Here is a 25,858-nt window from a genome sequence, read left to right on the forward strand (position 1 = left end):
TGTATAGGCGCATAATCTATTTATGAATTGCTTTGATATTCCTGAATCACTTCCAGCGCAGCACGGAACGCCTCTTGAGTCGCAGGTGCACCGCAATAAGGTTGAACCGTACTGGGTTTGTCGGAGACTTTTTTATTTAAGTTAGGCCACCTGACCTAACGGGTTAATCTTATCATAGTACATTGCTTCAAACTCAAAAGGCGATACATAACCCAGTGCACTGTGTACACGCTTTTTATTGAACCAATCTACCCAGTTTAGTGTCGCAAGTTGTACATCCGCTAAACCTTGCCAATCCGCTTTTAAATATTCAATCACCTCTGTTTTGTATAAGCCATTCACCGTTTCAGCCAAAGCATTATCGTATGAATCACCGGTCGTACCGACTGATGCTCGTAAATTTGCTGCTTCTAAACGATTGGTATAACGAATGGAAAGATATTGCACGCCTCTGTCACTATGATGAATCACGTTCTTTGGCATGCCTCGATCATGCAATGCTTGCTCCAGTGCATCGAGCACCATATCTGTATTCATACGTGTTGATACTTTCCATCCAACAATTGCTCGCGAGAACACATCAATAATAAAGGCGGCGTAGACCCAGCCATAATTGGTTTGAATATACGTAAAATCAGCGACCTGAGATACCGTCTTGGTAGTCAATCAGGTTTTGATATTATTCGACCAATAAATAATCTCTTTGATAGGCAGTCTGATGTTTTAAAACGCCATAACACAGATGTATAAGCTTGCGCATTGCAGCACCTAAAGCACACATTTTATTTTTACCCTGGCTTAATAATCGTTGATATAAAGCTTCAATGTGTGGATTATATTTAATCGCTGTTAATGCTGACATATACAATACTGAGCGTATTTTACTGTCACCTGCTTTTGATAAGTGACTTTGCTTGTTGACTGAACTGCCAGACAACTGATGTACTGGAACCAAACCTACATATGCAGCAGCTTGACTTGCTTTTTCAAACTTGTGCGAATGAAATAACCCCAACAGTAATAAGCCTGATCGTTCACCGATTGAAGGAATAGTTTGCAGTAATTTCAAATCCTGTTTCAATGTTGGATCTTGATCTATGTGATTATTTATTAACTTATCAATATGTTCAAGTTGCTGATTTAAATACTCAATATTCTCTTCAAGTAATTTAATCACAACAACGGAGGTATGAGTGGACTGCGCCTTTTCAAGTCGATTCTTTTCCTGCAATAGACTACCTAGATAGACATCTCGTCTGCCTAGTAAAGCTTTTAATAATCTGACATTTTCAGGTTCAGGCTGCCATATGATTAACTTTGCGGTGTAACCATAACGTGAAAGAGCTTCACTATCAGCTTTATCCGTTTTATTTAGCATGGACATGCCTTTGGCAAAGGCTCTTACTCGTGAAGGATTAGCCACACAAACCTTTACACCTGCATCATATAGATAATATCCCAAATTCTCATGATAAACCGAAGTCGCTTCCATGATTGCTGTCACTTGATCAGGTTCAATTTTAAGAGTGATGAGCCATTTGAGCAGACTGCCAAAGCCACTTTCTGTATTAGTAAATATTTTATTTTTTCTTTTTCCAGTCAAACCTTGAGGGAAAATGCAACAATCTATTTTGGTTTTACTGACATCAATACCTAGCATAATCATGGTGATATTCCTTGAGTTTAAGCTATGATTTTTATCCCATTAACCATCATCTTACCTTGTGAATACAGCATCAAAGTGCTTAGTTACCGTTCAGAGTTGTATGAGGGATAAGGGCAAATTGTAGGTTTTATCTCAGGTTCAAATTTAAGATTTTAGCAGCACTCCAAACTCTACAATTTGCGTATAGTGGTAGCTAATCACTATATCAATCAAGATACAAGACAGCACTATTACCCCAGAAGAAGTTACCTTGTTAGAAGGTGCGCTGCTAGTTGCAGAAGCAGCGAAAGCAGCGGCTCAGGGCAAAGTTAATGGACTTCCGACAGGCGACGCCAAAAATGGATTACAAGGTCGTCTAGATATGCTTGAGTTTGAAGTGCCGCCAGCCAGTGACGATTACACCGATGCGGTTGATGCATTAAACGCTGCTAAGGATGCGATCGATGCGGCTGAACAAGCCTTAGAAGACGCGATTGCTGACGGCAAAGTAGAACAATCTGAAATCGATGCACTTAATGACGCTATCACCAACGCTCAAGGCAAATTGAATGACGCAAAAGATGCGATCAATGCCTTGCCAGAAGGCAGCGCGAAAGGTGCACTCGTTACTGAAGCAGGCACCGAGCAAGCTCGCTTAAATGCGATTGAAGTACCTGCGGTTGACGCAGACGACTTTGACGCTGCTGCTAACTTGTTAGCCGATGCAAAAGCAGCGGTTAATGCCGCTGAACAAGCACTGGCCGATGCCATCGCTGACGGTAAAGTTGAACAGTCTGAAATCGATGCACTTAATGACGCTATCACCAACGCTCAAGGCAAATTGAATGACGCAAAAGATGCGATCAATGCCTTGCCAGAAGGCAGCGCGAAAGGTGCACTCGTTACTGAAGCAGGCACCGAGCAAGCTCGCTTAAATGCGATTGAAGTACCTGCGGTTGACGCAGACGACTTTGACGCTGCTGCTAACTTGTTAGCCGATGCAAAAGCAGCGGTTAATGCCGCTGAACAAGCACTGGCCGATGCCATCGCTGACGGTAAAGTTGAACAGTCTGAAATCGATGCACTTAATGACGCTATCACCAACGCTCAAGGCAAATTGAATGACGCAAAAGATGCGATCAATGCCTTGCCAGAAGGCAGCGCGAAAGGTGCACTCGTTACTGAAGCAGGCACCGAGCAAGCTCGCTTAAATGCGATTGAAGTACCTGCGGTTGACGCAGACGACTTTGACGCTGCTGCTAACTTGTTAGCCGATGCAAAAGCAGCGGTTAATGCCGCTGAACAAGCACTGGCCGATGCCATCGCTGACGGTAAAGTTGAACAGTCTGAAATCGATGCACTTAATGACGCTATCACCAACGCTCAAGGCAAATTGAATGACGCAAAAGATGCGATCAATGCCTTGCCAGAAGGCAGCGCGAAAGGTGCACTCGTTACTGAAGCAGGCACCGAGCAAGCTCGCTTAAATGCGATTGAAGTACCTGCGGTTGACGCAGACGACTTTGACGCTGCTGCTAACTTGTTAGCCGATGCAAAAGCAGCGGTTAATGCCGCTGAACAAGCACTGGCCGATGCCATCGCTGACGGTAAAGTTGAACAGTCTGAAATCGATGCACTTAATGACGCTATCACCAACGCTCAAGGCAAATTGAATGACGCAAAAGATGCGATCAATGCCTTGCCAGAAGGCAGCGCGAAAGGTGCACTCGTTACTGAAGCAGGCACCGAGCAAGCTCGCTTAAATGCGATTGAAGTACCTGCGGTTAACGAAGGTCTGTTTGCTGACGCCGAAGCGGCGGTAAGTGCAGCGGAAGCAGCGGTTCAAGCGGCCCAAGTTGCGTTGACAGCGGCGAACAACGACGCCTTCATCACGCCAGCAGAAGTGGCTGACTTACAAGCGAAATACCAAGCGGCAGAAGATGCCTTAGGTGCTGCACACAACGCAGTGAATGTCTTACCAGCCAGTGATGCCAAAGATGGCTTCCAAGAACGTTTAGAAGCACTTGAGAACATCACCGTTCCAAGCGTGAGCGAGAGTTATGACGATGCGTATGATCTTGGAAGTTTTGCTGAAGATGCAGCGATTATTTTGACCGAGGCGGATCTGTTGAGCGGTATTGGTGCTCATGAGTCATTATCGGTTAAAGATGTTGCTGTTGCGCCAGAGTTTGGCTCAATTACCGATAACGGCGATGGCACTTGGACATTTACACCTACCGAACATTTTGCGCACGATAGCGCAGTGGGTACGCTTGAAATTACGTTCAAAGTGACCGACGGTGGTACACATGAGGCAGATGCTTCTGCGGCAGTTCATATCGAAGCCGTGGCTGATGGCGTAATGATTGATCTAAAAGCCAATATCTTTGACAACAGCGGCACTACAGGTGGCGAAGTTGGCGAGGTTGATCTGCCCATCGTGCCGCCGTCAACGGGCTTGATCTTTAAACAGTATGACAACGTCACGATTCCAAGTGGCCAAAAAGGAAGCTTTGCATCTGGTGGGCTTGAGCAGATTCTTGAAGGGACGCAGCCCACTAAGACAGGTCGAGCCGATACCTTTACGGGTGAGTTTGGAAATAAAAGCGGCAATAACGCCAATGCGGTGTCTTATACAGGCTTAATCTACTTAGAAGAAGGTCGTGAATACAGCTTCACGGGCCGAGTTGACGATTCTATGTATGTTGAAATTGGTGGCAGTGTGCTGGTGAGCACAGTGGGTAATACATGGGGAACCTACCATCCAGACCCAAGTAAGCAAACACTTTCAGGTGGCGCTTCTAATACTCAGAGCTTTATCCCACCAGCCACGGGCTATTACACCATCGAGGCCTACTTTGCTAACTTAGATAGTGAGGGTGACTATAGTATTACAGTGCTAGAAAAAGCCGAGAATGCTAGTTGGGATACAGCAACCTCTAAAGAGCTAACTTCCGATAACTATCATCTTTATGGCAGTGCCGAAGAGCTGATTACACTTGGCGCTGAAGTTGGTACTTTTGTTGAAAGTGGCAGCGGCGATCACCAAGGGAAGTTTGGCGGTTACTTTGCGGCGGGCGTGGTTGATGAAGGGATTATCGGTAACCCGATTAAGCTTTCAGGTATTGATGTTACGCTGATTGATAATGATGGTTCAGAAACACTGACTGTGTTGAAGATCACCAACATTCCAGAGGGTAGCACCATTACCGATGGCGCCAATACCTTTGTTGCTGATGCCGACGGTGCTGAGTTAAATCTGATGGATAGCGCAGGCAATATTATTTGGGATTTAGACCAATTAGTATTTATCTCTAATCCAGACCTAACGGCGGCAGACTTGCCAGACGGTAAACTCAGCATTGACTTGAAAATTGAAGCCACCACCAAGGAAGCAAGTAACGGGGATGAGAAAACCGTGGTGAAAGATTTGCTTGTGACGGTGTTAGACTTTGACGCCAGTACCGCAGATTTAGACCCAGCGATTAAAAACACCGATAACCTGTTTACCCATGGCACTGATAGTAACGATACGCTCACTGCTCCAACAGTCGCTGAGGATGTAAGAAAAGTCACTGTGGGTGTTGATGGTGAAACGGGATCAAAACATCCAGATAATCCATGGACGATACAGTTTGAGGGAAGCAAACCCGGCTTGAGCATTACCCAGGTAGTGATTGATTTGAATACTTCTGTTAATTCAGATGTACATTTTAATGCATCAGGTGGTAGCGGAAATACCAAAACAAAACATCAAGACTACTTTGAAAAGAAACCGATTATAGGGGGTAGTGACTCACCAAGTCACACAAGCCTCACTGGTGGTATGGTGCAAAATTACAGCATCGGTGGGCATAGTGGTATTTTGGGTAACCGTGAGCCACAAACTCTAACCATTAACTTTAAGTCGGGGCAATTTACATCGGGTAAAGAGTTTAGTTTTGTCGCAGATACGGATACGACACGCTCTCCTAACAATAGCTATGCCGATCAGATGGCTGGCTCTACCATCACGGTTTATTTCAGCGATGGTAGCAGCCAAACCATGACCTACGAGCAATTAAGTGGCAGTGGCACTTCAAGCAAAGCAGGTGCCGAGCATGAAGCTAACTGGGCAGCAGGTGCTTACCTCAACGGTGGCGATGGTGACGATACCATTTACGGCTCAGGTGGTGACGACTATCTGGTCGGCGGCGCAGGCGATGACTACCTCGAAGGTGGCGACGGCAAGGACTATCTGCTTGGTGGTGCTGGTGATGACCAATTACACGGCGGACAGGGTGATGACACACTACTTGGTGGCTTAGGTAATGACACGCTGAACGGTGGTGCAGGCGATGACATCCTTGATGGTGGTGCAGGTAACGATATCCTGAATGGTGGTGCAGGCAACGATATCTTGACAGGTGGTTTAGGTATCGACACCCTCATTTACAATGTCTTGACTGCTGGCGATGCCACCGCAGGCAATGGTAAAGACACATGGACGGATTTTGAAACACAAGACAAAATCCAGTTTGATCAGAATTTCTTTACTGGACTGCTGGCGTCTGATTTAAGTGATACTGCAAAGGTTGAGAAGTTTATTAGCGTTAGCAATGATGCAAATGGCAATGCCGTACTTAAAATTGACCGTGATGGTGACTTACCGACTTATGGCAAAACCGACTTGCTGGTACTTGAAAACCAAGCAGGTTTAACCTTGCAACAACTACTTGATAACAATCAAATTATCATTGGTTAATTTATGGGGTAGATTGAGCTACGGCTTGATCTGCCCAGCACTTAAAAAAGCAGTGTGCGGTGCATGCTGCTTTTCTTTGTTTTTAAATGCAGCTTGAAATGTGGCATTAGCGAATCAATTGTATCGTTGATTTTTATTGTAAATTTATCATGATCGATGTGGCACACATGGCTTTAAAATAGACAGGAATGCTGCTATAAACAACAGCAGTACAATACCTTTTTTGATTTGTAAACATAATAGAAATTCGACACTTAGACCATGAAATTAACCCAATCCAAGATATGGTTGTGCTTGTTTTTACCCATATCTAGCACGTTTAGCACTGCTTATGCAGCGCCTTCCTCATCTTATTTTGATGCCAGTAAAAATAGAATTCAGCAGCTATTCGCACCGCAATCTGCAACTGCAAACCAAGTCAACTTGCAGCAGTTTAAGCAATTTCCATTAGATATTCAGTCGCTACAAGAACGGTTGCCTGTGGTGACCAGCACGGCTCAAACCACTGGACATCCCACAAAAAATGCCGCAACGGTCGGATATGTAGCCGAACTAGGCTTACAAGACGCCATTCAACAAGCGCTACAACGTCGTCCAGAAATCACCCGCAGTATGGCCACTTTGGCAGGGCAAGCCGCCAATATCGATGCAGCCAAGGCACAGTATTATCCACAAATTTCTGGGGGCATCAGCACTGCTGACTTAACCACAGGTGAACGGGGTAGACAACTTTACAGCCTATCGGCAACCCAAGTCCTGTATGACTTTGGCAAAATTAAAAGTGCGGTCAATATTGAACAAGCCAAATTATTACAAGAACAGGCCAATGTGCTCGTGAGTATTGATGATATTGCCTATCAAACCGCCAATGCCATCGTCAATATCAACCGCTATCAGGAAATTGTTAAAATTGCGCATCAGCAAATTCAAGGCATCGCTCGAATTGCCGAAATTGCCAATTTACGTGCCCAAGCAGGGATCAGTAGTCAGGCCGACCCCGTACAAGCTCAGTCCAATGTAGAGGCAGCTCAGTCCAATTTACTCGTCCAAGAAAGTCAACTCAAGCAATATCAACAAACGCTCAGAACACTGTTGGGCTATGACGTATCCAATATACAACTGAGCCTGCCTGATACTGTGATTCGTCATGCAGGGTTATATGAAGAACCCAGCTTTAGCCAAATTCCGAAAATGATGGCGGCACAGGCTGCGGTACAAGTGGCACAATACCAAAGCCAAGAAACCAAACGCAGTGTTTACCCTAGTATTTATGTCAAAGGCAGTTTAAATCAGGCACTTAATGGAAAAAATCCCAATAATAATGAAGATGATGGCATGTATAGTTCAGTCATGCTAGAAGCCAACAGCAATTTTTTCCAAGGCGGTGCTTTACGTGCCAAACAACGCTCAGCGGCGTATGCCGAGCAGGCAGCCAAAGCCGAGGTGCAAAGCGTGTACTTAGATGTTTTAGATCAAATTCGCTTGATTCGAGAGCAAATTGATAATAAACAAAAGCAAATGGAGGTTTTAGCATTGCGAAAAAACACCACTGCCCGTACCAAAGAACTGTATCAAGAACAATATAAACTGGGCACCCGTACCGTGGTGGACTTGTTAAATTCCGAGCAGGCAATTCACAGTGCAGCGCAAGAAATTGAAACCGCCCGTTACGATATTTATGCAGGCTTAATTCAATATATTCATGTCACAGGGCGCTCCCGTGATCTTTACCAACTCAATAACACTAAAATTCAAGGGGTGGAGATTCAGCCATGAGTACCGCTATACACTACCAGCCTTGGCTACAAGCCGTTTTAACAATTGCCAAACATTATCGCATTGAAGCTTCGGAAGAGCGTTTACGTTTACAACTGGACTGGAACCCGAACCCATCTAGCGATGAGTTGGTGACTCTGATGGGGCGGCAAATTGGCCTACAGGTCAGAGCCAGTGCCTTTAGTCCCGAAATCTTAAACCCTTGGCGTTTACCTGTGCTCATTGCCATGCACGATGGGCAGGTCGGGGTGTTAGATAAACTCGATGCCGCAGGCAATGCCAGCGTACAATTTAGCGGTGACCAAGGCTTGGCACAAGTGCTCACGCTGCAACAACTGCAACACAGCATACAACAGGTCTATATTTTACGCCCTGAAAAATCGATCCCCGATGTGCGGATTGATGAATATGTCAAACCCTACGAGTCGAGCTGGTTTTGGTCAATTGTCCTGCGGGATTGGAAACGCTATATCGATGTCATGTTTGCCTCTTTAATGGCCAATATTTTGGCTTTGGCGACGGTTTTATTTTCCATGAACGTCTATGATCGGGTGATTCCAGCCCAATCGATTCCGACCTTGTGGGTGTTGGCAGGTGGGGTATTGTTGGCGGCGATCTTTGAATTTAGCATCCGTGTCGCCCGTATTTATTTGTCGGATATTATTGGCAAACGGGCCGATTTGAAAATTTCAGATCGGGTCTTTGGTCATGCGCTACGCATTAAAAATAAAGAACGTCCCAAGTCCACAGGCACCTTTATTTCCCAAATTCGAGAACTGGAAGGCGTACGGGAATTGGTGACTTCGACCACCATTTCAGCGGTGGCCGATTTACCGTTTTTCTTATTGTTTTTGGGCATTTTTTGGTTAATTGGCGGCGATTTATTTTGGGTGATGTTGGCTGTGGTGCCGTTGATGATTTTACCAGGGATTTTGATTCAAAAACCGTTGGCGAAATTGGCTGCTGAAGGTATGCGCGAAGGGGCAATTCGTAATGCCACCTTGGTCGAAGCGGTACAGGGCATTGAAGATATTAAATTATTACGTGCCGAAGCACGCTTTCAAAACCAATGGAACCATATGAATGAAGTCTCGGCAGAGATTTCGATGCGTCAGCGCAAATTGGTGGGCGTGGTTGGCGCATGGACGCAAAAAGTCCAAGGCCTAACCTTTGCCATTGTGGTTTTGGTGGGCTGTTTTGCAGTCATGAAAGGCGATATGACTACGGGAGCCTTGGTGGCCTGTTCGATTTTATCCTCTCGGATGCTGGGGCCGATTGCCCAAATTTCGGGGGTGCTGGGACGTTTGCAACAAGCCAAAGTGGCCAAAACCAGTTTGGATGAATTGATGAAAAAACCTGTCGATCAGGCGGAACATGCCCATCTGATTCATCGTACAGCTTTGCACGGTCAGTATGAGCTCAGCCAAACCCTATTTAAATATGCCGAAGATGATGCGCAAGCGACTTTGGCAATTCAAAAACTCGAGATTCGTGCAGGGGAAAAAATTGCAATTTTAGGTCGCAATGGCGCAGGGAAATCGACCCTGTTACAACTGTTGGCAGGCATGCAAGAACCTGTACAAGGCAAAATTAAACTGGATGGGGTGGATTTGGGTTTAATTGACCCTGCGGATGTGCGTCGTGATATAGGCTTGCTCAATCAAAATGCCCATTTATTTTTTGGAACGGTGCGGGAAAATCTTAAACTGGGCGCACCTTTGGCCACAGATCAAGACATTTTAACGGTCTTGAAAATGACAGGGGCTTTGGATTTTGTGTTGGCGAAAAAAGAAGGTTTAGATCATCAGGTCTTGGAAGGTGGAGCAGGTTTTTCGGGCGGACAACGTCAGGCTTTACTCTTGTCACGGCTGTTATTACGTCAGCCGAATATTGTGCTCCTCGATGAACCGACCGCAGCCTTGGATGATGTCACTGAAAAACAATTGATTGATCATTTACACACGTGGCTGGGGCAAAAAACCTTGGTGATTGCCACCCACCGTCGTGCAGTGCTGGAATTGGTGGATCGTATTATTGTGTTACAAGACGGAAAAATTGTGATGGATGGCAGTAAACAACAGATCTTGCAGCAGTCAGTTTCCAATCAGGCGGAGGCAACAGCATGAGCCAGCAATCCTCGCAACCGAACAAAGTGACACACATTGAACCACCTTTGCCAAGTGCTAGCTTATTTATTTGGATTATTGGCATAGGCTTGTTTGTGTTGTTGGCATGGGCGTGGTTATTCCAGCTTGAAGAAGTGTCCACAGGCACGGGAAAAGTGGTGCCTTCCTCTAAAGAACAAACTATTCAGTCACTTGAAGGCGGGATTTTAACCAAGCTCAATGTGCAAGAAGGACAAATTGTACAACAGGGGCAGGTGTTGGCACAGCTTGATCCGACCCGTTTGGCCTCCAATGTGGGTGAGTCGGCATCATTATTATTGGCCTCGCAAGCCACGGCTGCACGGTTGCGTGCCGAAGTGAATGGTACAGCACTGCATTTTCCTGCCGAAGTCTTAAAAGATCCCGCATTGGTACGTGAAGAAACCGCATTGTATCAATCTCGTCGTTTTAATTTAGAGGAGTCTTTGGCGGGTTTGCAGCAGGCTTTGATGTTGGTACAGCAAGAGCTGGGCATGACCGAACCATTGGTGGCCAAAGGTGCAGCCAGTGAAGTGGAAGTGTTACGCTTAAAACGCCAAGCCAATGAACTGCGGAATCAAATGAACGATGTCCGTAACCAATATTTGGTCAAAGCCCGTGAAGAATTGGCCAAAGCCAATACCGACATTGAAACGCAAGGACAAATTGTGAAGGGTAAGTCGGACAGCCTGAGCCGTACCGTCTTTAAGTCACCTGTACGCGGGATTGTCAAAGAAATTAATGTCATGACCTTAGGTGGGGTGGTGGCACAAAATGGCAAGCTGATGACTTTGGTACCGCTGGATGAAAAACTGCTGATCGAAGCGCGGATTTCACCACGAGATATTGCCTTTATTCACCCAGGTCAGGAAGCATTGGTTAAAGTCACCGCCTATGACTATTCCATTTATGGCGGACTCAAAGGTAAAGTCACGGTGATTTCACCCGACACCATTCGGGATGAGGTCAAGCAAGACCAGTTTTATTATCGGGTCTATATTCAAACCAATAGCGATAAACTGAACAATAAAGCAGGGCAGCAGTTTAGTATTACCCCAGGTATGGTGGCCACAGTGGATATTAAAACGGGTCAGAAAAGCGTGTTAGATTATCTGATTAAACCGTTTAATAAAGCGCAAGAGGCGTTAAGAGAGCGTTAAGATTTTGGTTTAAATCAGGTTTTTAGTAATACTTATTGGCTATTTGTTTAAGCTTTGAGGTTTGCTTAGTTTTTACCCGAGTGTTCGAAATTGCATTGAACTGCAAGCACAGTCTGTAATAGAAATGAACAATGAGCGCCACAGGCGCTCATTTTTATGTAAGCGTCCGCTGAACCCCATGCCTATTTTTTAATTCGGTTCAGGTTTCCAGCGGTGTGGTAGCAATTCTTCAATCTGAGTCACTTTATGTGTCGGCAACCTTTTCAGCACATCACTTAAATAGGCATAGGGATCCAGCCCATTCAGCTTTGCTGACTGGATTAATGTCATAATATTGGCTGCTCGCTGACCGCTGCGCAGCGAACCTGCAAATAACCAGTTCTTACGTCCCAACGCCCAGGGGCGCATCTGGTTTTCCACCCAGTTATTGCAAATCGGTAGATTGCCATCATCCAGATAGCGGCTTAAAGCTGGCCAACGCTTCAGAGTGTAATTGATCGCCTTGGCGGTAGGAGAACTCGATGGCACTGTCAGATGATGTTGGTTGAGCCATTCATATAGTTGTTGCATCACTGGTTGACTATGCTGTTGTCGGTATTCGCGGCGGTCTTCCGCTGTACCATCGGTCTTTTTCCTGAGTTCTGCTTCTATGGCATACAGTTTCTGAATCAGCACTAAGGCCTGTTCAGCGACCTGACTTTTCCCAGTTACATGCAGTTCATGGAATTTACGACGTGCATGCGCCATGCAGCCCACCTCAATGACCTGACCTGATTTAAAGCGTGCTTTATAACCGCTGTAATCATCACAGACCAGATGGCCCTGCCAGTCTTTCAGGAACGCTTCAGCATGCTGACCTGAACGACTATCCTGAAAGTCATAGATCACGGCTTGAACTGGATTGTACTGTGTAGTGGCATAGGCCCAGACATAACCTTTCTTCGGTTTTTTATCATTCTCACCCATCCGCATGATGGTGACTGGTGTTTCATCTGCATGCAGCACCTGCTGTTGTAGTACCACCTCTTTTAAGGCATTGGCCAGAGGTTCCAGTTCCACACCGCAGCGACCTATCCAGTCAGATAAAGTTGATCTAGAAAGTTCGATTCCCGCCCGCTGATAGATCAGACGTTGACGGTACAGCGGCAAATGATCGGCATACTTCGATACCAGCACATGGCTGAGCAGTTCAGGTGAAGCAATGCCTTTATCAATCACATAGGCGGGCATCGCTTGCTGAGTCAGGGTGTCGCACTGATCACAGACCCATTTGCCACGTACATGCTGTTCCTTATAGAACTGTGCCGGTCTGAAATGCAGTTTTTCACTGACATCTTCGCCGATACGACGGAGTTGGCAGCCACAAGCGCATTGGGTTGATGCAGGTTCATGCTCAATACGGATGGTGTGTAGATGATCTGGCAGTGGTCGACGTTTAGGTTTATTGGTTTTGGCTTTCTGTGTCGCTGCATCGGTTTTATCTGCATTTAGCCGTTCCAGTTCTAGATCAACCGCAGCAATATCTTCTTCAACCGCTTCATCCCACAGGTGGATTTGTTTTGCAGTGAGATGTTCGTTTTTACTGCCGAATTTGTGCTGTTTAAATAGTGCGAGTTCATGCTCGTATTTTTGATTGAGAATAGAAAGATGTTGAACTTTAGAATCTAATTGCTGATTGGTGACTTCAAGATGTTGAACTTTGGCATCCAATTGCTGGTTTGATTTTTCTAATTCTTGATTTGATTGTGCTAGAGACTGATGCTGCATCGCCAACTGTCTGGTGAATTCCAGCAGTTGTTCATGGGTCAGTTGGCTTAAGTCAGGCAGCGTATTCATGACCGCAGTATGCCTGAGGTCATGAGAAGAATGAAATAGAACGTTTGGAGAATAGCAGAATGGAACAGCCTGGTTTAAAGCATCGTCACCACCTGCTGTCGTCCAATGCGCTGCCAGGGCAAACCTTGGATCAGTGCCTGTAACTGTTCCGGGCTGAGGGCCACGGTTTCACCTTGGTGAACTTGAGCCCAGTGAAATTTGCCCTGTTCCAGCCGCCGGGCACACAGCCAGATGCCCAGTCCATCATGTACCAGTACTTTCATGCGATGGCCACGTTTATTACAGAACAGGTAAGCACAATGCGGTTTGATGTAGCCAAAGGCTCTCACCACCTGAGCCATGGTCGTATCCATACCTGCACGCATGTCCATGGGCTGAGTAGACAACCAGATTTCATCAATGCGGATCATGTTGCAAGTGCCTTGAGTAATTCTGCCAAGGCAGGTATTTCTGATGTCTGCCATTTTAGCTGAATATCATTATTCGTATGAGGCACGGTGATACACAACGTGATCCTCTCATCAATAGGTTGGCTGATTGCAGCAGTGTAAGGCAAAGCAATAAATGCTGGATTCACATGAGTAGGATCCTGCACGGCACCCTCATGATGGCTGAAGATCCTGATCCAACGACTGACAAGGTTGGCATTAATACTATGTTGCAGTGCGACCGAAGCGATCGAGGTATTAGGATTTTTACAGGCATTGACAATACTGAGTTTGAATTCTTTGCTGTATGTTCTGCGTTTTTTAGCAACAGGAGGTGTTGCTGAATATATATCCATGTTCATGGATTAAGTCCCCACTTGTTTTTAGGTGGGAACTAAATTAAGGCTTATAGGATCGCTTGGTAAGGCTGTGTTAGCCGGATGCTTACTTTAAGCATAGCAAACTCAGGCAATTACACAATTTAATTTACAGTCTCCAATACTTAGTTGCGAACCACATTTAAGAAATATAAATGCCGCTCATATTGTTCCAAAATGTCTTGAAGTAAGTCTTCTTGTGTCCATTCCATCACATTGTAGTTTTTACCACCTTCCCGTAAAAACACTTCAGCAATATAAGACTGCTGAGTATCTTCATTTTGATCTTGAAGCATAAAGCTTGGAGCGAGAGTTTTACTTACAGCTACTTGGTAAATAAAATTAATTTCATCATGATGATTGACTTTGAATAGTAAGCCTTGATCACTTTCGACAATAGATACATCCAGTTGGCGACGTTGAAATTCACGCTTTAAATTCTGAAATGCTTGACGTACATCCTGTTTAATATAAGCTTTGACTTCGGATTCACTGTGAGGCGAATGCATAATTAAACTTAAACGCTGTTGCCAGCTTCTTGGATTATGTATAGCGCGTGGTGTGATTCGAGCACTTTGTAAAGCTTGCATCTTAGTCACATCTAAACGTAAGGCTTTGATGAGTCCGATGCACAATAGCAGCATAATAAAAGTGAACGGTAGGGCACTCATAATAACTGCAGACTGCAAAGCTTCTAAGCCACCTGCAATCAATAAAATAATAGAGAGCACAGCAATAGTTGCTGTCCAAAACAGTCGTTGCCACGCAGGAGAATGTTCTGTTTTTGCTGTTAAATAATCGGTGATTAAAGACCCAGAATCTGCAGAAGTCACAAAGAATAGAAAAACTAAAACCGTTGCAAGTAAGCTAGAAGCCCCAGAAAATGGCAAGTGCTTTAAAAACTCAAATAAGGCAACAGAAGAGTCTTTTTCTACAGCAGCAACTAAACCTCCCTGATTTTCAAAAAGAATACTAAATAGCGCGGCATTACCCATAAAACCCATCCATACCAAAGTGAAACCTGTGGGAATGAGTAATACCCCTACAATAAATTCACGGATGGTGCGTCCACGGGAGACACGAGCGATAAACATACCAACGAATGGCGACCATGAAATCCACCAAGCCCAATACATGATGGTCCATCCACCAATCCAGCCTGTAGGCTGATAAGCATACAGATTAAAGGTCATTGCAAATAAATTGGAAACGTATTGACCAATGTTCTGAATGGTGGTTTGTAAAATATAAATACTCGAACTGGCGAAAAATACAAATGCGAGCAGTATTACGGCCAAAATGATATTTAGTTCAGAAAGTCGTTTAATGCCCTTATCAAGACCAAGAAAAACTGAAAATGATGCGAGTGCACTGACTAAGATAATTAAGATAACTTGGGTTTGAATACTATTTTCAAAATCAAATAGATAATTTAGCCCAGAGCTAATTTGAGTTACACCAAAACCTAAAGTGGTTGCGATACCGAATATTGTGCCTATAGTTGCAAAAGTATCAACTCCATCGCCAATAGGGCCATAAATTCGCTTGCCAATAATTGGATATAAGCCTGAACGCACCTTTAAAGGTAAGTTATGTCTAAAAGAGAAATAAGCAAGACTTAATCCCACTAAAGCGTAAATAGCCCAGGCATGCAATCCCCAGTGGAAAAAAGTAATACGCATGGACTGTTGGGCAGATTGGATGGTTTCGGGTGTTCCAGTCGGTGGGCTAACATAGTGCATAACGGGTTCGGCCACACCAAAGAACATTAAGCCAATACCCATTCCTGCGGTAAATAACATGGCAAACCAAGAACTATTTTTATATTCAGGTTCGCTATGATCTGGACCTAATTTAATACGCCCCATTTTAGACAAGGCGATACAGGTAAGCGCGATCAGAAAAATGGCGACAGCAAGTACATAAAACCAACTAAAAGAGGCTGTGATCCATTGGTTTAACTGATTGGTGAGCAAGTTAAAAGCATCTGGTGTAAATATCACTAATGCTAAAAAAACAGAAATAATAATCACGGTGCTAAAAAATACATTTGGATTGACGTTATCAAACCAAGATGCTTTTTTGGAAGGCATAATTCCCCCGTATTTTGTCGTAGTTTGGTGCGTGTAGATAAAAGCAAAAATTTCACATTGAGTGAAAAGATAGGAAATCAATCCCCTGATGAGTGTGCTTGGTACAGAATTATCGGCAGAACAACTGATTTGTAATTATATCATTGGATTTACCTTTTAGTAAAACCCAGGGTGTAAAAATGCATTTCAGTATTTTATATACGGTAAATTTTTAGTTAGGAAAAGTGTGGCTAGTAAATCGATGGTTATTCATAGCTTATAAGGCTAATACCTTAGCATAATCTGAAAGATCAACTAGCCTCACAGAGGCTTTGTTGCATTAATATGTAAGCATCTGATTTAAATAAATTTAATTTTGGATCAAAAAAATAATAAAAACTTTTAAAATCATGTAGTTATGAAATATTTATGCAACAAAGCCCTTAAATTTTAACAACTTAGGAAAGCTCTATCTTTAAAATCTTTATGCAACAAAGCGATAGTAAACTAGAAAAAATCACAAAAAATTCATGATTGTACTGTTATTCTTTTAGTCAAATTAAAGTCAATAAAGCTTATTCACGCTTCATGATGATTAAAAACGAGAATAGTATGAATCAATTTTCTGAAGAAGACTTATCTAGAATTATAGAAATGGCTTGGGAAGATCGAACTCCTTTTGAAGCTATTTTATGTGAGTATTGTTTAAATGAAGCTGCGGTGATCCGCTTGATGCGGCAAAATATGAAAGCATCGAGTTTTAAAATGTGGCGTGAACGCGTCACCGGCCGAAAAACCAAACATCTGCAACTGCGTTCCCCCGACGTGATACGGGCCTATTGTTCACGGCAATACAAGCGTTTCTAAGCGTTTGATTTTGACCGTTGTCTGGACTCACGTTTACATCGTTCAGAACAGTATCTGACTTCCTCCCAGCAGCGTTGCCATTTTTTGCGCCAAGTAAAAGGACGCAAACAGTGCATACAGATTTTTTCAGGAAGATGCTGTTTTTTCATGGTTTATAACTCATCAATCCGGCTAAGAAGTTGCTGGGCATGGCTGATGATCTGCGGCCGATCTTTAAGCTTGTCCAGCTGTCGATAGATCATGCCCATACGTGGATGAGTACGGAATGTCGCTTCATGCCGGATCATGAAATACCAGTACAGGCTGTTGAAAGGACAGCTGTCTGGTTCGGTACGGGTTTTGACATTGTAGCTACAGTGCTTGCAGTAATCCGACATCTTATGGATATAATTGCCCGAAGCCCATAGGGTTTGCTGGCCATCAAGCCGCCATCGGCATGCATCACCATGCCCAAGGTGTTCGGTAGTTCTACCCATTCATAGGCGTCGGCATATACTGCCAGATACCACTCACTGATCTGCTTCGGATCTATACCAGTTAATAAGGCAAAATTTCCAGTCACCATCAAACGCTGAATATGATGTGCATACGCATGCTGAAAAGTATTACGGAAACACTCAGCCATGCACTTCATCTGAGTGCGGCCAGTCCAGTAAAATTGTGGCAAAGGGGTTGAGTACTGCAGCGCATTGCGGCTGGCATACTCCGGCATGTACAGCCAGTAAACTCCGCGGACATATTCGCGCCAGCCGAGGATCTGCCTGATAAAACCTTCCACTGCATTCAGTGGTGCATGACCTTCATGGTAGGCAGCTTCTGCCGCATCACAAACTTCTTTGGGCAGTAACAGACCACAATTTAGATAAGGCGAGAGCAGGCTGTGAAACAGCATGTCTGCACCCTGAGCCATGGCATCCTGATAGTCTCCAAAATGCGGCAAACTGTGAGTAATGAAATGCTCCATTGCAAGCAGAGCATTGCTACGTGTGGTGGCCCAGCGGAAGTTGTCAAGGCTGCCAGCGTGAAGTGGAAACTCGCGCTCAACCAGCTTAAGTACATCCAGATCAATCTGATCGCGTTCAAAATGAAGTGTTGGAGGCAATGGTGGAGTGCCTGACCATGTCTTGCGATTGGCGCTGTCATAGTTCCACTGTTGTCCAAGCGGTTGCTGTCCTTGCATCAAGTAACCAGTCTGTTTACGCATTTCCCGGTAAAAATATTCCATACGCAGAGTCTGGTAGTGATTGGCCCAATGCTGGAACTGCTCTGGACTACAGAAAAAACGATCGTCATCCAGACACTGTACCGGCAGTTGCAACTGCTGGCTCCAGTGCTGTTCAATCTGCTGCTGCAGGCGGTATTCCCCGCATCGGGTCATTACCAATTCTGTGACGGGGAACAGCAGTTGCTGTGCCTGTACGAAATCCAGCAGGCTACGAATCGGACTGCCGAACTGAAAAGCATGGTAACGTACACGCCAGCCTTCCGCTTTGAGCTCTTTGGCAAAATGCCGCATCGCGCTAAAAATCAGAGCAATTTTCTGCGGATGATGGGCGACATAAGTCGCTTCCTCAACCACTTCGGCCATCAGGATCACATCCCGGGTACGGTCCAGCGCTTTAAGCGTAGCGAGCTGATGATGAAGCTGGTCACCTAAAATTAAACCGAAACGCATAGCCTTTCCAGACCCGATCAAAGATAGTCTAGTGTAAAGCCAGACAGTTCAATTTTTTGTGAAAATACAGATCAGTCCGCATGTTCAGTCAATTCAGCCCGACCTGATTTGCTGACATTGCACAGGAATCATGATTGCTACAATAACAGAGTGTCCATCTCTATAATGCTACAGCCAGTTAATGAAACTCGCTTCGCATTATTCCTGAAGACATAAATGTTGTGAAAATTATGTGATTTTAATCAAAAAGATACAAATTATTATGGTTGTAATTCAGGAAGCGTGCGCTTAGTATCTAAAGAGAAGTTACTCTATGTAAGTTTCCTTAGTTTTGTCCCATACACCCCCATGTATGGGATTTTTTTTAATCAGTGGATGTCATGAGCATGCATTCAAAAGCGTATATTTTTAGACAGCAGCAATTAATGGTGGATGAGCATTTTCAGTTGCCGCTGGTCGCAAGACTGCAGCATGATCTGGATTTGTCGGAAAATGGCCAGGTCATTGCACGGGATCTAAAAGAAAATGAATTAGTACCTGAAGGCTATCAACTAGTCCCGATCCGGCAATTGGTGCAGGTCTGGAGCAGGCCACAGTTTGAACAAGCCAGTCGTGCTGTGCAGTTGCTCGAGTGGCGCCGCAATCACCGCTTTTGCAGTAAATGTGGCCATCCGACCCAGCAGCACGTCAGTCACTATGCCATGGTCTGCCCATCCTGTGGTTATAACCAGTATCCACGTGTGAATCCTTGTGTGATTACCATCATTACTCGGGGTACAGATGAAATTCTGCTGGCGAAAAATGCCCGCAATAAAACCCAGATGTACAGCCTGATTGCAGGCTTTGTTGAAGTCGGCGAAACCTTAGAGGAGGCAGTACGCCGTGAGACGATGGAAGAAGTGGGGCTACAGATCAAAAACATTCAATATCTGGCCAGCCAGCCGTGGCCGTTTCCCAGCAATCTGATGATGGCCTTCAGGGCGGAATATAATGCAGGCGAGATTCAGATTCAGGAAGATGAACTGAGCGACGCGCAATTTTTCAAGTTTGATCAGTTACCCGAAATTCCCTTCAAGGGCAGTATTGCTTATGCCATGATTCAGCATGTGATGCATGGTACACCTGTTGCCGATGACGGCAAAGAATGGCTTTGAAGTAACCAGTCTGGTTTGGCTGCTTAAATTAAGAAAAAAAATCAGGAGGTTTATTTTCGATCGGTGTAATTTTTGAGAACCTGAATTTTCCGATGTTGAAGACTTAATTATTGTTTAGCGGATAAGCGAATTGCATCTCAACAAAAACTGAATCGCAGCATCTAATCTTCACACTTTGTTCACATCGACTTGGGTTATCTTAATCATGAGATCTAACAAGGCTAAAAAATGAAGATGCTATTAAATTCGGTTTTTGCAGTTACAGCGTTAGCCTTCATCAGCCTAAGCTTTACTACGCAAGCTGAAACGGTTCCACCTCAGGCAGTCGATCAGGTAGATATCCAACGGTATGCGGGCAAGTGGTATGAAATTGCGCATCTACCGATGTATTTTCAGCGTAAGTGTGTATCCAATATCACTGCACAATATAGCGTCAATGCTAACCAGACCATGGGCGTCTTAAATAGCTGCCGGATTGAAAATGGTGAAATGATCAGCTCTGAAGGGGTAGCCTATCCGCAAAATCAGGGCAACAGCAAACTGAAGGTCAGCTTTTTGCCGCCAGGTTTAAGATGGATTCCGTTTACCAAAGGGCATTACTGGGTATTACGCGTGGATCCAGAATATAAAGTGGCGCTGGTCGGTGGACCGAGTACCAAATACCTGTGGATTTTATCGCGCGAACCGCAACTGCATGAAGCCACCTATGAGTCCTATCTGGATACAGCAAAATATTATGGTTATGACATCACAAAACTGATCAAATTGCCGCATTAATCTGTTACCCTTTTGCCGAACTCATTAGTCTCTCTACAGTTCGGCTTTTTTTATTTCACTTCACATAAAATTCATATCTGACTGATTAGACTCATCAAATAGAATAAAGACAACCGCTTAAAAGTAGGATGAGTCCATGTTGAAAAGCCTGATGCGATGGATAGACAGCTGGTCCATACACACATCGCCTGAAACGCTGACCGCTGAAAATAGTAAAATTCAGTGGTTCAGAATTTTACCCTTTATTCTACTGCATCTGGCCTGTCTGGCAGTATTCTGGGTGGGGGTATCGTGGTTTGCACTGGGTTTCATGCTCGCATTCTACCTAATCCGCATGTTTTCCATTACGGCCTTTTTTCATCGCTATCTGTCACATAAAACTTTTCAGACTTCGCGTCCGGTGCAATTCCTGTTTGTGTTAATTGGAACTATGAGTGCACAGCGTGGTCCGCTCTGGTGGGCGGCGCATCACCGTTATCACCATCGCTATACCGATACCTTGCAAGACCCGCATTCCTCCACGCATGGTTTTTGGTACAGCCACGTTGGCTGGTTTTTAAATGAATATAACTTTGCCACGCGAAAAGAAGTGATTAGAGATTGGGTGAAATATCCGGAACTGATCTGGCTGGACCGTTTCAGTTTAATTGTGGTACTGCTGACCGCGGGCGGGATTTATGCGCTAGGGGAGTGGATGGCTATGACCTGGCCGCAACTTGGTACCTCCGGCCTGCAATTGCTAGTCTGGGGCTTTGTGGTCTCCACCGTGTTACTGCTCCATGCCACTTTGTGTATTAACTCACTGGCGCATCATTATGGCAGCCGTGATTTTGACACTGAAGATCACAGCCGCAACAATTTATTCCTGTCGATCATTACCTTAGGCGAGGGCTGGCACAACAATCACCATTATTATGCCGGCAGTACCCGGCAGGGTTTTTACTGGTGGCAGATTGATGTGACCTATTACCTGCTGAAACTCATGTCTTTGTTCGGGCTGGTCTGGGGACTCAAGCCGATTCCGGCACGGGTCTACGACGTCAGTAAAATTGCCCAAGCTCGAAAACAGAAAAAAGCTGCCAAGAAGGGCACTCCGACTATTCATTCAAAGGAATCACCATGAAAATTGCAATTATTGGTTCAGGTATTTCTGGTCTGTACGCTGCCTGGAAACTCAGCAAAGCGCATGAAGTCACAGTCTTTGAAAAGAATAACTACTTTGGTGGTCATACCGATACCCATCAGCTGAATATCGATGGTGAACAGGTTGCGGTAGACAGTGGCTTTATTGTCTTTAATGAACATAACTATCCGCTGTTCTGCGCCATGCTAAAAGAACTTGGGATTCAATCGCAAAGCAGTGACATGGGCTTTTCGGTGAATAATCAGGTCACTGGCTTACAGTACAATCCTTCAAAAAAATTCTCGTTATTGTTCCGACCTCAAAACTTTTTTAATGCAGATTTTCGCGCGATGTTGTCGGATCTGTTCCGCTTCTATGCCGCCAATAAAGATCTGGATGTGGAGCATGTCGATGCACAGCTCAGTATTGATGAGTATTTAAATCAACATGGTTATAGCGATGCCTTCCGTCAGGAACATCTCTATCCGATGTGCGGGGCGCTGTGGTCCTGCCCAGTGGAACAGGCCGGACAGATTCCGTATAAGTTTGTGGTGAGCTTTTTCCAGCATCATCGCATGTTGCAGCTCAAAGACCGTCCTTTATGGCTGACGGTCAAGGGTGGATCAGCTCGCTACGTCCGTGCCATTCAGGCCCAGTGCAATATCACGCTTCGTAAAACTGCTGTGCATCAGGTGTCTCGCAGTGCCAATGATGTACTGATTGAAACCCAACAGGGCAGCGAGCGTTTTGACTGGGTGATTTTCGCCAGCCACGCCGATGACAGCCTAAAACTGCTGAAAGACCCAACCGCGCAGGAGCTGGACGTGCTAGGCAAGTTCCGCTATCAGGATAACCGCATGGTGGTACATTCCGATACCTCTATCATGCCCAGATCCCGTCGCCAGTGGGCCAGCTGGCATGTACACGTCACGCCGACTCAGGTCACTGAACAGACGCCATTCCAGCACAGTGGCACACATTATGGCTTTAGCTACTGGATGAACCAGTTGCAGAACCTGAACTGCAAAACCCAGGTCTTTGCCACCCTGAATCCTAATTTTGCCCTGAATCCAAAAAAAGTCTGGGTAGAACGACATTACCGTCATCCGGTGTTTGATGCCTCGGCGATTGAAGCACAGCAACGCTGGGCCGAGGTCAACGGCCAAAACCGCACCTCATATTGTGGCGCTTACTGGGGCTGGGGCTTTCATGAGGATGGGGCGCGTAGCGCATCATGGGTAATCGATCAGTTATTAAAACAGGCTGAACAGGCAGCTTAGGAGCGCATGATGCAGATGTATCCACTGGCGATAGCCACTGCTGAAATCCGGCATCGTCGTTATTTGCCCCAAGCCCATGCTTTTAAAACCCAGCTGAGCTATCTGTGGTTTGATCCAGATCAACTCGCGACGTTTACCCGAAAATCCTGGCTGTGGTCATCTAACCGCTGGAATTTCCTGACCCTAGATGAGCTCGATTTTCTGACTATGGAATGTGGCTCGATTCGGCAGAAGATTGCACGCCTGCTGATCAAGCGGGAAAACTATCTGTTACCGCATGCCGCTTCCATCCGGGTGCTGGCTTTACCGCGCACACTCGGCTTTCGTTTCAATTCCGTAGTGTTTTATATGGTCTTTAGTGCGACCGACCAGTTGCTCTTTGTGCTGAGTGAAATCACCAACACACCGTGGAATGAACGACAGGTCTACATTCACGACTGCCGAAACAATGCAGACGAACATGCGCCGTACCAGAGTCACCAGTTTGACTTTAAAAAGGCCTTTCATGTGTCGCCGTTCATGCCAATGGGGTTGGATTATCGCTGGCGCTTCAGCTTTTCGGATCGGCAGAACGTGATTTATATGCAGCTGTTTGAGCAGGGAATCTTGCAATTCGATGCCACCCTGAAATTTTCCTTGCAGGCCATCACGGTTCCTTCACAGCAGCATCGCTATGCTGTACTGAAAGTTCTTGAACCCTTCAGGATGGTCAGCGGAATTTATCTGCATGCCTTTCGTTTATGGAAAAAGAAAATTCCGTTTTACCGCCATCCTAAAAAAGAAAAAGGAAACACATTGCGATGAAGACACTATTCATGGGAGAGCAAAGCACACTGCCGGTGGTACTGCGCCACCTGCTGAAATTACGCCATGGTCAGCTGATTTTTAAAGGCGTCTGGAACGGGGCTGTCGGGGAAAATAGCGATTTACAGGCGGTGATACAGGTGCATGATGTTCGTCTGATGGATCTGCTGTTCCGTAATGGTGTACTGGGTGCTGCCGAAGGTTTTATCCGTGGCTACTGGAGCAGTGAAGATCTGGTCGATGTGATCCGCATTTTGGCACGTAACCGCGATGTGCTGGACCAGATGAATCAGAATGCTGTGGCCAAAGCCAGCCAGTTACTGTTAAAGGTCTGGTATAAATCGCGCAAGAATTCGATTGATGGCAGCCGCAAAAATATTGCCGAGCATTATGACCTGAGCAATGACTTTTTCAAGCTGTTCCTGGATTACAGCATGATGTATTCAAGTGCTGTGTTTAAAGAGCCGGGCATGACCCTGGAACAGGCTTCGGATTATAAAAAAGAGCTGATCTGCCAGAAACTGCAACTCAAACCGATGGATCATTTGGTCGAAATTGGTAGCGGCTGGGGCGGTTTTGCCATTTATGCCGCGCAGCAGTATGGCTGCAAGGTCACCACCATCACCATTTCCAAAGCACAGTATGATGAAGCTGTGGCCCGGGTCGCTGCAGCAGGATTGTCACATCGTGTGACTGTGCAGCTGAAAGATTACCGCTTACTGGAAGGCAAATACGACAAGCTGGTGTCGATTGAAATGATCGAGGCCGTAGGTGAGCAGTATTTACCAACTTATTTCCGAAAATGCCGCGAGCTCCTCAAGCCGAATGGTCTGGCCCTGATTCAGGCCATCACCATTGAAGATGCACGCTATGCCAAAGCCCTGAATACCGTGGACTTTATCAAGCGCTATATTTTCCCGGGCAGTTTTATTCCCTGTATCAGTGTCATGACCCAGACCGCTTCCGAACAAAAATTGCGACTCAAACATTTGGAAGATATCGGCCAGAGCTATGCTCAGACCTTGTACTGTTGGCGTCAGCGTTTCTTGCAGCAGCATGATCAGGTACTTGGGCTTGGTTTTGATGAGCGTTTTATCCGCATGTGGGATTTTTATCTGTGTTATTGCGAAGGTGGCTTCCGCGAAGGCGTGATCAGTGATGTACATCTGCTGTTCGAAGCCAGTGCCTACTAAGCCAAGATAAAACAGGAGTGCCGAAATGCTGCTGAATTTACTGATGCTGAATGTCTTTATCATGCTCTGTAGCTGGGTGTTGGTGACCTATAACCACAGAGCAGGGCTGGTCGATGTCGCTTGGAGTTTCAGTATTACCCTCAATGTGATTATTGCCGCTTGGGCGATTGACAGTGCACCGATGCTGGTTCGCTTATTTCTGGGACTGGCGAGTGGGATCTGGTTTTCACGGCTGACTTGGCATCTGTTACGGCGCTATGACAGTGAAACCCAAGAAGACACGCGTTATGCCAACATGCGCCGAGCGATGGGGGATTATCAGCATCTTGGTTTTCTAATGTTTTTTATATTTCAGGCAGGTTTGGCTCTACTGTTTTCTTACCCAATGCTGAAGTTGTTAAGTATCTCGACCGAGCAATGGAATGACTGGACTTTGGTCACTGTGATTGTGGCGGGCATGATCATGTTGCTGGCGCTGATCGGTGAGAGTACCGCTGACCAGCAACTTTACCGTTTTAAGCTAGATCCACAGAATCAAGGTAAAACCATGGATCAGGGTTTGTGGAAATATTCGCGCCATCCGAATTATTTCTTTGAATGGCTGCACTGGTTTGCCTATCCGGTCCTTGGTCTGGCAGCAGGTGCCTATGGATTATGGATTTATCCGCTGCTGATGTGGCTGTTTCTGTACTACATCACCGGGATTCCCTTTAGTGAACAACAGGCGCTGGCACATCGCGGCGACAACTATAAAGACTATCAACGACGAACTTCAATGTTTATTCCGTGGCCACCCAAATAGT

General features: G+C 45.4%; 18 protein-coding genes and 3 pseudogenes. 12 read left to right on the forward strand and 9 right to left on the reverse strand.

Annotation, left to right across the window (positions count from 1 at the left end; translation table 11 throughout):
• Positions 1–20: 20 nt before the first annotated feature.
• From C3Y93_RS01215 to C3Y93_RS01225, 3 genes and pseudogenes are all read right to left on the reverse strand, one after another.
• Positions 21–101 (reverse strand): annotated as a pseudogene (locus tag C3Y93_RS01215) (4-carboxymuconolactone decarboxylase); the annotation flags it as partial.
• Positions 102–141: 40 nt separating this feature from the next.
• A pseudogene (locus C3Y93_RS01220) lies at positions 142–642 on the reverse strand (IS3 family transposase); the annotation flags it as partial.
• Between the two features lie 37 nt (positions 643–679).
• On the reverse strand, positions 680–1,666 hold the full coding sequence (locus tag C3Y93_RS01225) for an IS110 family transposase (protein ID WP_004278529.1): 987 nt from the start codon (positions 1,664–1,666) through the stop codon (positions 680–682).
• Between the two features lie 250 nt (positions 1,667–1,916).
• Between C3Y93_RS01225 and C3Y93_RS14535 the strand changes: the two genes are divergently transcribed.
• The 4 genes from C3Y93_RS14535 to C3Y93_RS01245 all read left to right on the forward strand — a co-directional run bounded on the left by C3Y93_RS14535 (position 1,917) and on the right by C3Y93_RS01245 (position 11,469).
• A complete protein-coding gene (locus C3Y93_RS14535) occupies positions 1,917–6,389 on the forward strand; it encodes a GA-like domain-containing protein (RefSeq protein ID WP_158660380.1) in 4,473 nt (1,490 codons plus the stop codon).
• A gap of 261 nt (positions 6,390–6,650) precedes the next feature.
• Positions 6,651–8,165: a TolC family protein gene (locus tag C3Y93_RS01235; RefSeq protein ID WP_104851835.1), complete on the forward strand. Its 1,515-nt coding sequence runs from the start codon at positions 6,651–6,653 to the stop codon at positions 8,163–8,165.
• Positions 8,162–10,291 (forward strand): type I secretion system permease/ATPase, encoded by a 2,130-nt coding sequence (locus C3Y93_RS01240; protein WP_104851836.1) that lies wholly within the window; start codon positions 8,162–8,164, stop codon positions 10,289–10,291. Before C3Y93_RS01235 ends, C3Y93_RS01240 begins: the two co-directional genes overlap by 4 nt.
• Entirely contained in the window at positions 10,288–11,469 is a 1,182-nt protein-coding gene (locus C3Y93_RS01245; protein ID WP_104851837.1) for an HlyD family type I secretion periplasmic adaptor subunit, read from the forward strand. Before C3Y93_RS01240 ends, C3Y93_RS01245 begins: the two co-directional genes overlap by 4 nt.
• Before the next feature lie 189 nt (positions 11,470–11,658).
• Here the strand turns inward: C3Y93_RS01245 and tnpC are convergent, their stop codons facing one another.
• From tnpC to betT, 4 genes are all read right to left on the reverse strand, one after another.
• The gene (tnpC, locus tag C3Y93_RS01250) at positions 11,659–13,305 is read right to left on the reverse strand and encodes an IS66 family transposase (protein ID WP_104851838.1); all 1,647 of its coding nucleotides are present in this window, start codon (positions 13,303–13,305) and stop codon (positions 11,659–11,661) included.
• A gap of 74 nt (positions 13,306–13,379) precedes the next feature.
• Positions 13,380–13,715, reverse strand: a complete 336-nt coding sequence (gene tnpB, locus C3Y93_RS01255; protein ID WP_000618091.1) for an IS66 family insertion sequence element accessory protein TnpB — start codon at positions 13,713–13,715, stop codon at positions 13,380–13,382.
• Positions 13,712–14,095, reverse strand: a complete 384-nt coding sequence (locus C3Y93_RS01260; protein WP_001055589.1) for a transposase — start codon at positions 14,093–14,095, stop codon at positions 13,712–13,714. The genes tnpB and C3Y93_RS01260 overlap by 4 nt, the downstream gene beginning before the upstream one ends.
• A gap of 140 nt (positions 14,096–14,235) precedes the next feature.
• Positions 14,236–16,203 carry a BCCT family transporter gene (gene betT / locus C3Y93_RS01265; protein ID WP_104851839.1) on the reverse strand — a complete coding sequence of 656 codons (1,968 nt, stop codon included), beginning with the start codon at positions 16,201–16,203 and terminating at the stop codon, positions 14,236–14,238.
• A 591-nt stretch (positions 16,204–16,794) separates the two neighbouring features.
• On the opposite strand from betT, the gene C3Y93_RS01270 reads away from it, so the two are divergent.
• Positions 16,795–17,049, forward strand: coding sequence for a TIGR03643 family protein (locus C3Y93_RS01270; protein ID WP_104851840.1), 255 nt, complete (start codon positions 16,795–16,797; stop codon positions 17,047–17,049).
• Here the strand turns inward: C3Y93_RS01270 and C3Y93_RS01275 are convergent.
• Positions 17,046–17,198, reverse strand: a complete 153-nt coding sequence (locus tag C3Y93_RS01275) for a DUF2256 domain-containing protein (RefSeq protein WP_076755130.1) — start codon at positions 17,196–17,198, stop codon at positions 17,046–17,048. The genes C3Y93_RS01270 and C3Y93_RS01275 overlap by 4 nt on opposite strands.
• Before the next feature lie 3 nt (positions 17,199–17,201).
• Positions 17,202–18,724: pseudogene (locus C3Y93_RS01280) on the reverse strand (cryptochrome/photolyase family protein).
• Between the two features lie 380 nt (positions 18,725–19,104).
• Here C3Y93_RS01280 and nudC point away from each other — a divergent pair.
• From nudC to C3Y93_RS01315, 7 genes are all read left to right on the forward strand, one after another.
• Complete coding sequence (gene nudC, locus C3Y93_RS01285; protein WP_171287374.1) at positions 19,105–19,878, forward strand: NAD(+) diphosphatase; 774 nt, start codon at positions 19,105–19,107, stop codon at positions 19,876–19,878.
• Positions 19,879–20,106: 228 nt separating this feature from the next.
• A complete protein-coding gene (locus C3Y93_RS01290) occupies positions 20,107–20,655 on the forward strand; it encodes a lipocalin family protein (protein ID WP_104851842.1) in 549 nt (182 codons plus the stop codon).
• A gap of 136 nt (positions 20,656–20,791) precedes the next feature.
• Positions 20,792–21,778: an acyl-CoA desaturase gene (locus C3Y93_RS01295; protein WP_104851843.1), complete on the forward strand. Its 987-nt coding sequence runs from the start codon at positions 20,792–20,794 to the stop codon at positions 21,776–21,778.
• Entirely contained in the window at positions 21,775–23,058 is a 1,284-nt protein-coding gene (locus C3Y93_RS01300) for an NAD(P)/FAD-dependent oxidoreductase (RefSeq protein WP_104851844.1), read from the forward strand. Before C3Y93_RS01295 ends, C3Y93_RS01300 begins: the two co-directional genes overlap by 4 nt.
• A gap of 9 nt (positions 23,059–23,067) precedes the next feature.
• Positions 23,068–23,862 carry a DUF1365 domain-containing protein gene (locus tag C3Y93_RS01305; RefSeq protein ID WP_104851845.1) on the forward strand — a complete coding sequence of 265 codons (795 nt, stop codon included), beginning with the start codon at positions 23,068–23,070 and terminating at the stop codon, positions 23,860–23,862.
• Positions 23,859–25,055 carry an SAM-dependent methyltransferase gene (locus C3Y93_RS01310; protein WP_104851846.1) on the forward strand — a complete coding sequence of 399 codons (1,197 nt, stop codon included), beginning with the start codon at positions 23,859–23,861 and terminating at the stop codon, positions 25,053–25,055. Before C3Y93_RS01305 ends, C3Y93_RS01310 begins: the two co-directional genes overlap by 4 nt.
• 25 nt (positions 25,056–25,080) lie before the next feature.
• The gene (locus tag C3Y93_RS01315) at positions 25,081–25,857 is read left to right on the forward strand and encodes a DUF1295 domain-containing protein (RefSeq protein WP_104851847.1); all 777 of its coding nucleotides are present in this window, start codon (positions 25,081–25,083) and stop codon (positions 25,855–25,857) included.
• The last annotated feature ends 1 nt before the right edge of the window (position 25,858 follow it).

This window comes from Acinetobacter sp. SWBY1 (assembly GCF_002946595.1).
In the GTDB taxonomy this organism is placed as follows: domain Bacteria; phylum Pseudomonadota; class Gammaproteobacteria; order Pseudomonadales; family Moraxellaceae; genus Acinetobacter; species Acinetobacter towneri.

Excerpts from the sequence above, each read along its gene's own strand:
- C3Y93_RS01225 (WP_004278529.1), bottom strand. The coding sequence starts at position 1,666 with ATGATTATGCTAGGTATTGATGTCAGTAAAACCAAAATAGATTGTTGC.
- C3Y93_RS01235 (WP_104851835.1), top strand. The coding sequence starts at position 6,651 with ATGAAATTAACCCAATCCAAGATATGGTTGTGCTTGTTTTTACCCATA.
- C3Y93_RS01240 (WP_104851836.1), top strand. The coding sequence starts at position 8,162 with ATGAGTACCGCTATACACTACCAGCCTTGGCTACAAGCCGTTTTAACA.
- C3Y93_RS01245 (WP_104851837.1), top strand. The coding sequence starts at position 10,288 with ATGAGCCAGCAATCCTCGCAACCGAACAAAGTGACACACATTGAACCA.
- tnpC (WP_104851838.1), bottom strand. The coding sequence starts at position 13,305 with ATGAATACGCTGCCTGACTTAAGCCAACTGACCCATGAACAACTGCTG.
- tnpB (WP_000618091.1), bottom strand. The coding sequence starts at position 13,715 with ATGATCCGCATTGATGAAATCTGGTTGTCTACTCAGCCCATGGACATG.
- C3Y93_RS01260 (WP_001055589.1), bottom strand. The coding sequence starts at position 14,095 with ATGAACATGGATATATATTCAGCAACACCTCCTGTTGCTAAAAAACGC.
- betT (WP_104851839.1), bottom strand. The coding sequence starts at position 16,203 with ATGCCTTCCAAAAAAGCATCTTGGTTTGATAACGTCAATCCAAATGTA.
- C3Y93_RS01270 (WP_104851840.1), top strand. The coding sequence starts at position 16,795 with ATGAATCAATTTTCTGAAGAAGACTTATCTAGAATTATAGAAATGGCT.
- C3Y93_RS01275 (WP_076755130.1), bottom strand. The coding sequence starts at position 17,198 with ATGAAAAAACAGCATCTTCCTGAAAAAATCTGTATGCACTGTTTGCGT.
- nudC (WP_171287374.1), top strand. The coding sequence starts at position 19,105 with ATGAGCATGCATTCAAAAGCGTATATTTTTAGACAGCAGCAATTAATG.
- C3Y93_RS01290 (WP_104851842.1), top strand. The coding sequence starts at position 20,107 with ATGAAGATGCTATTAAATTCGGTTTTTGCAGTTACAGCGTTAGCCTTC.
- C3Y93_RS01295 (WP_104851843.1), top strand. The coding sequence starts at position 20,792 with ATGTTGAAAAGCCTGATGCGATGGATAGACAGCTGGTCCATACACACA.
- C3Y93_RS01300 (WP_104851844.1), top strand. The coding sequence starts at position 21,775 with ATGAAAATTGCAATTATTGGTTCAGGTATTTCTGGTCTGTACGCTGCC.
- C3Y93_RS01305 (WP_104851845.1), top strand. The coding sequence starts at position 23,068 with ATGCAGATGTATCCACTGGCGATAGCCACTGCTGAAATCCGGCATCGT.
- C3Y93_RS01310 (WP_104851846.1), top strand. The coding sequence starts at position 23,859 with ATGAAGACACTATTCATGGGAGAGCAAAGCACACTGCCGGTGGTACTG.
- C3Y93_RS01315 (WP_104851847.1), top strand. The coding sequence starts at position 25,081 with ATGCTGCTGAATTTACTGATGCTGAATGTCTTTATCATGCTCTGTAGC.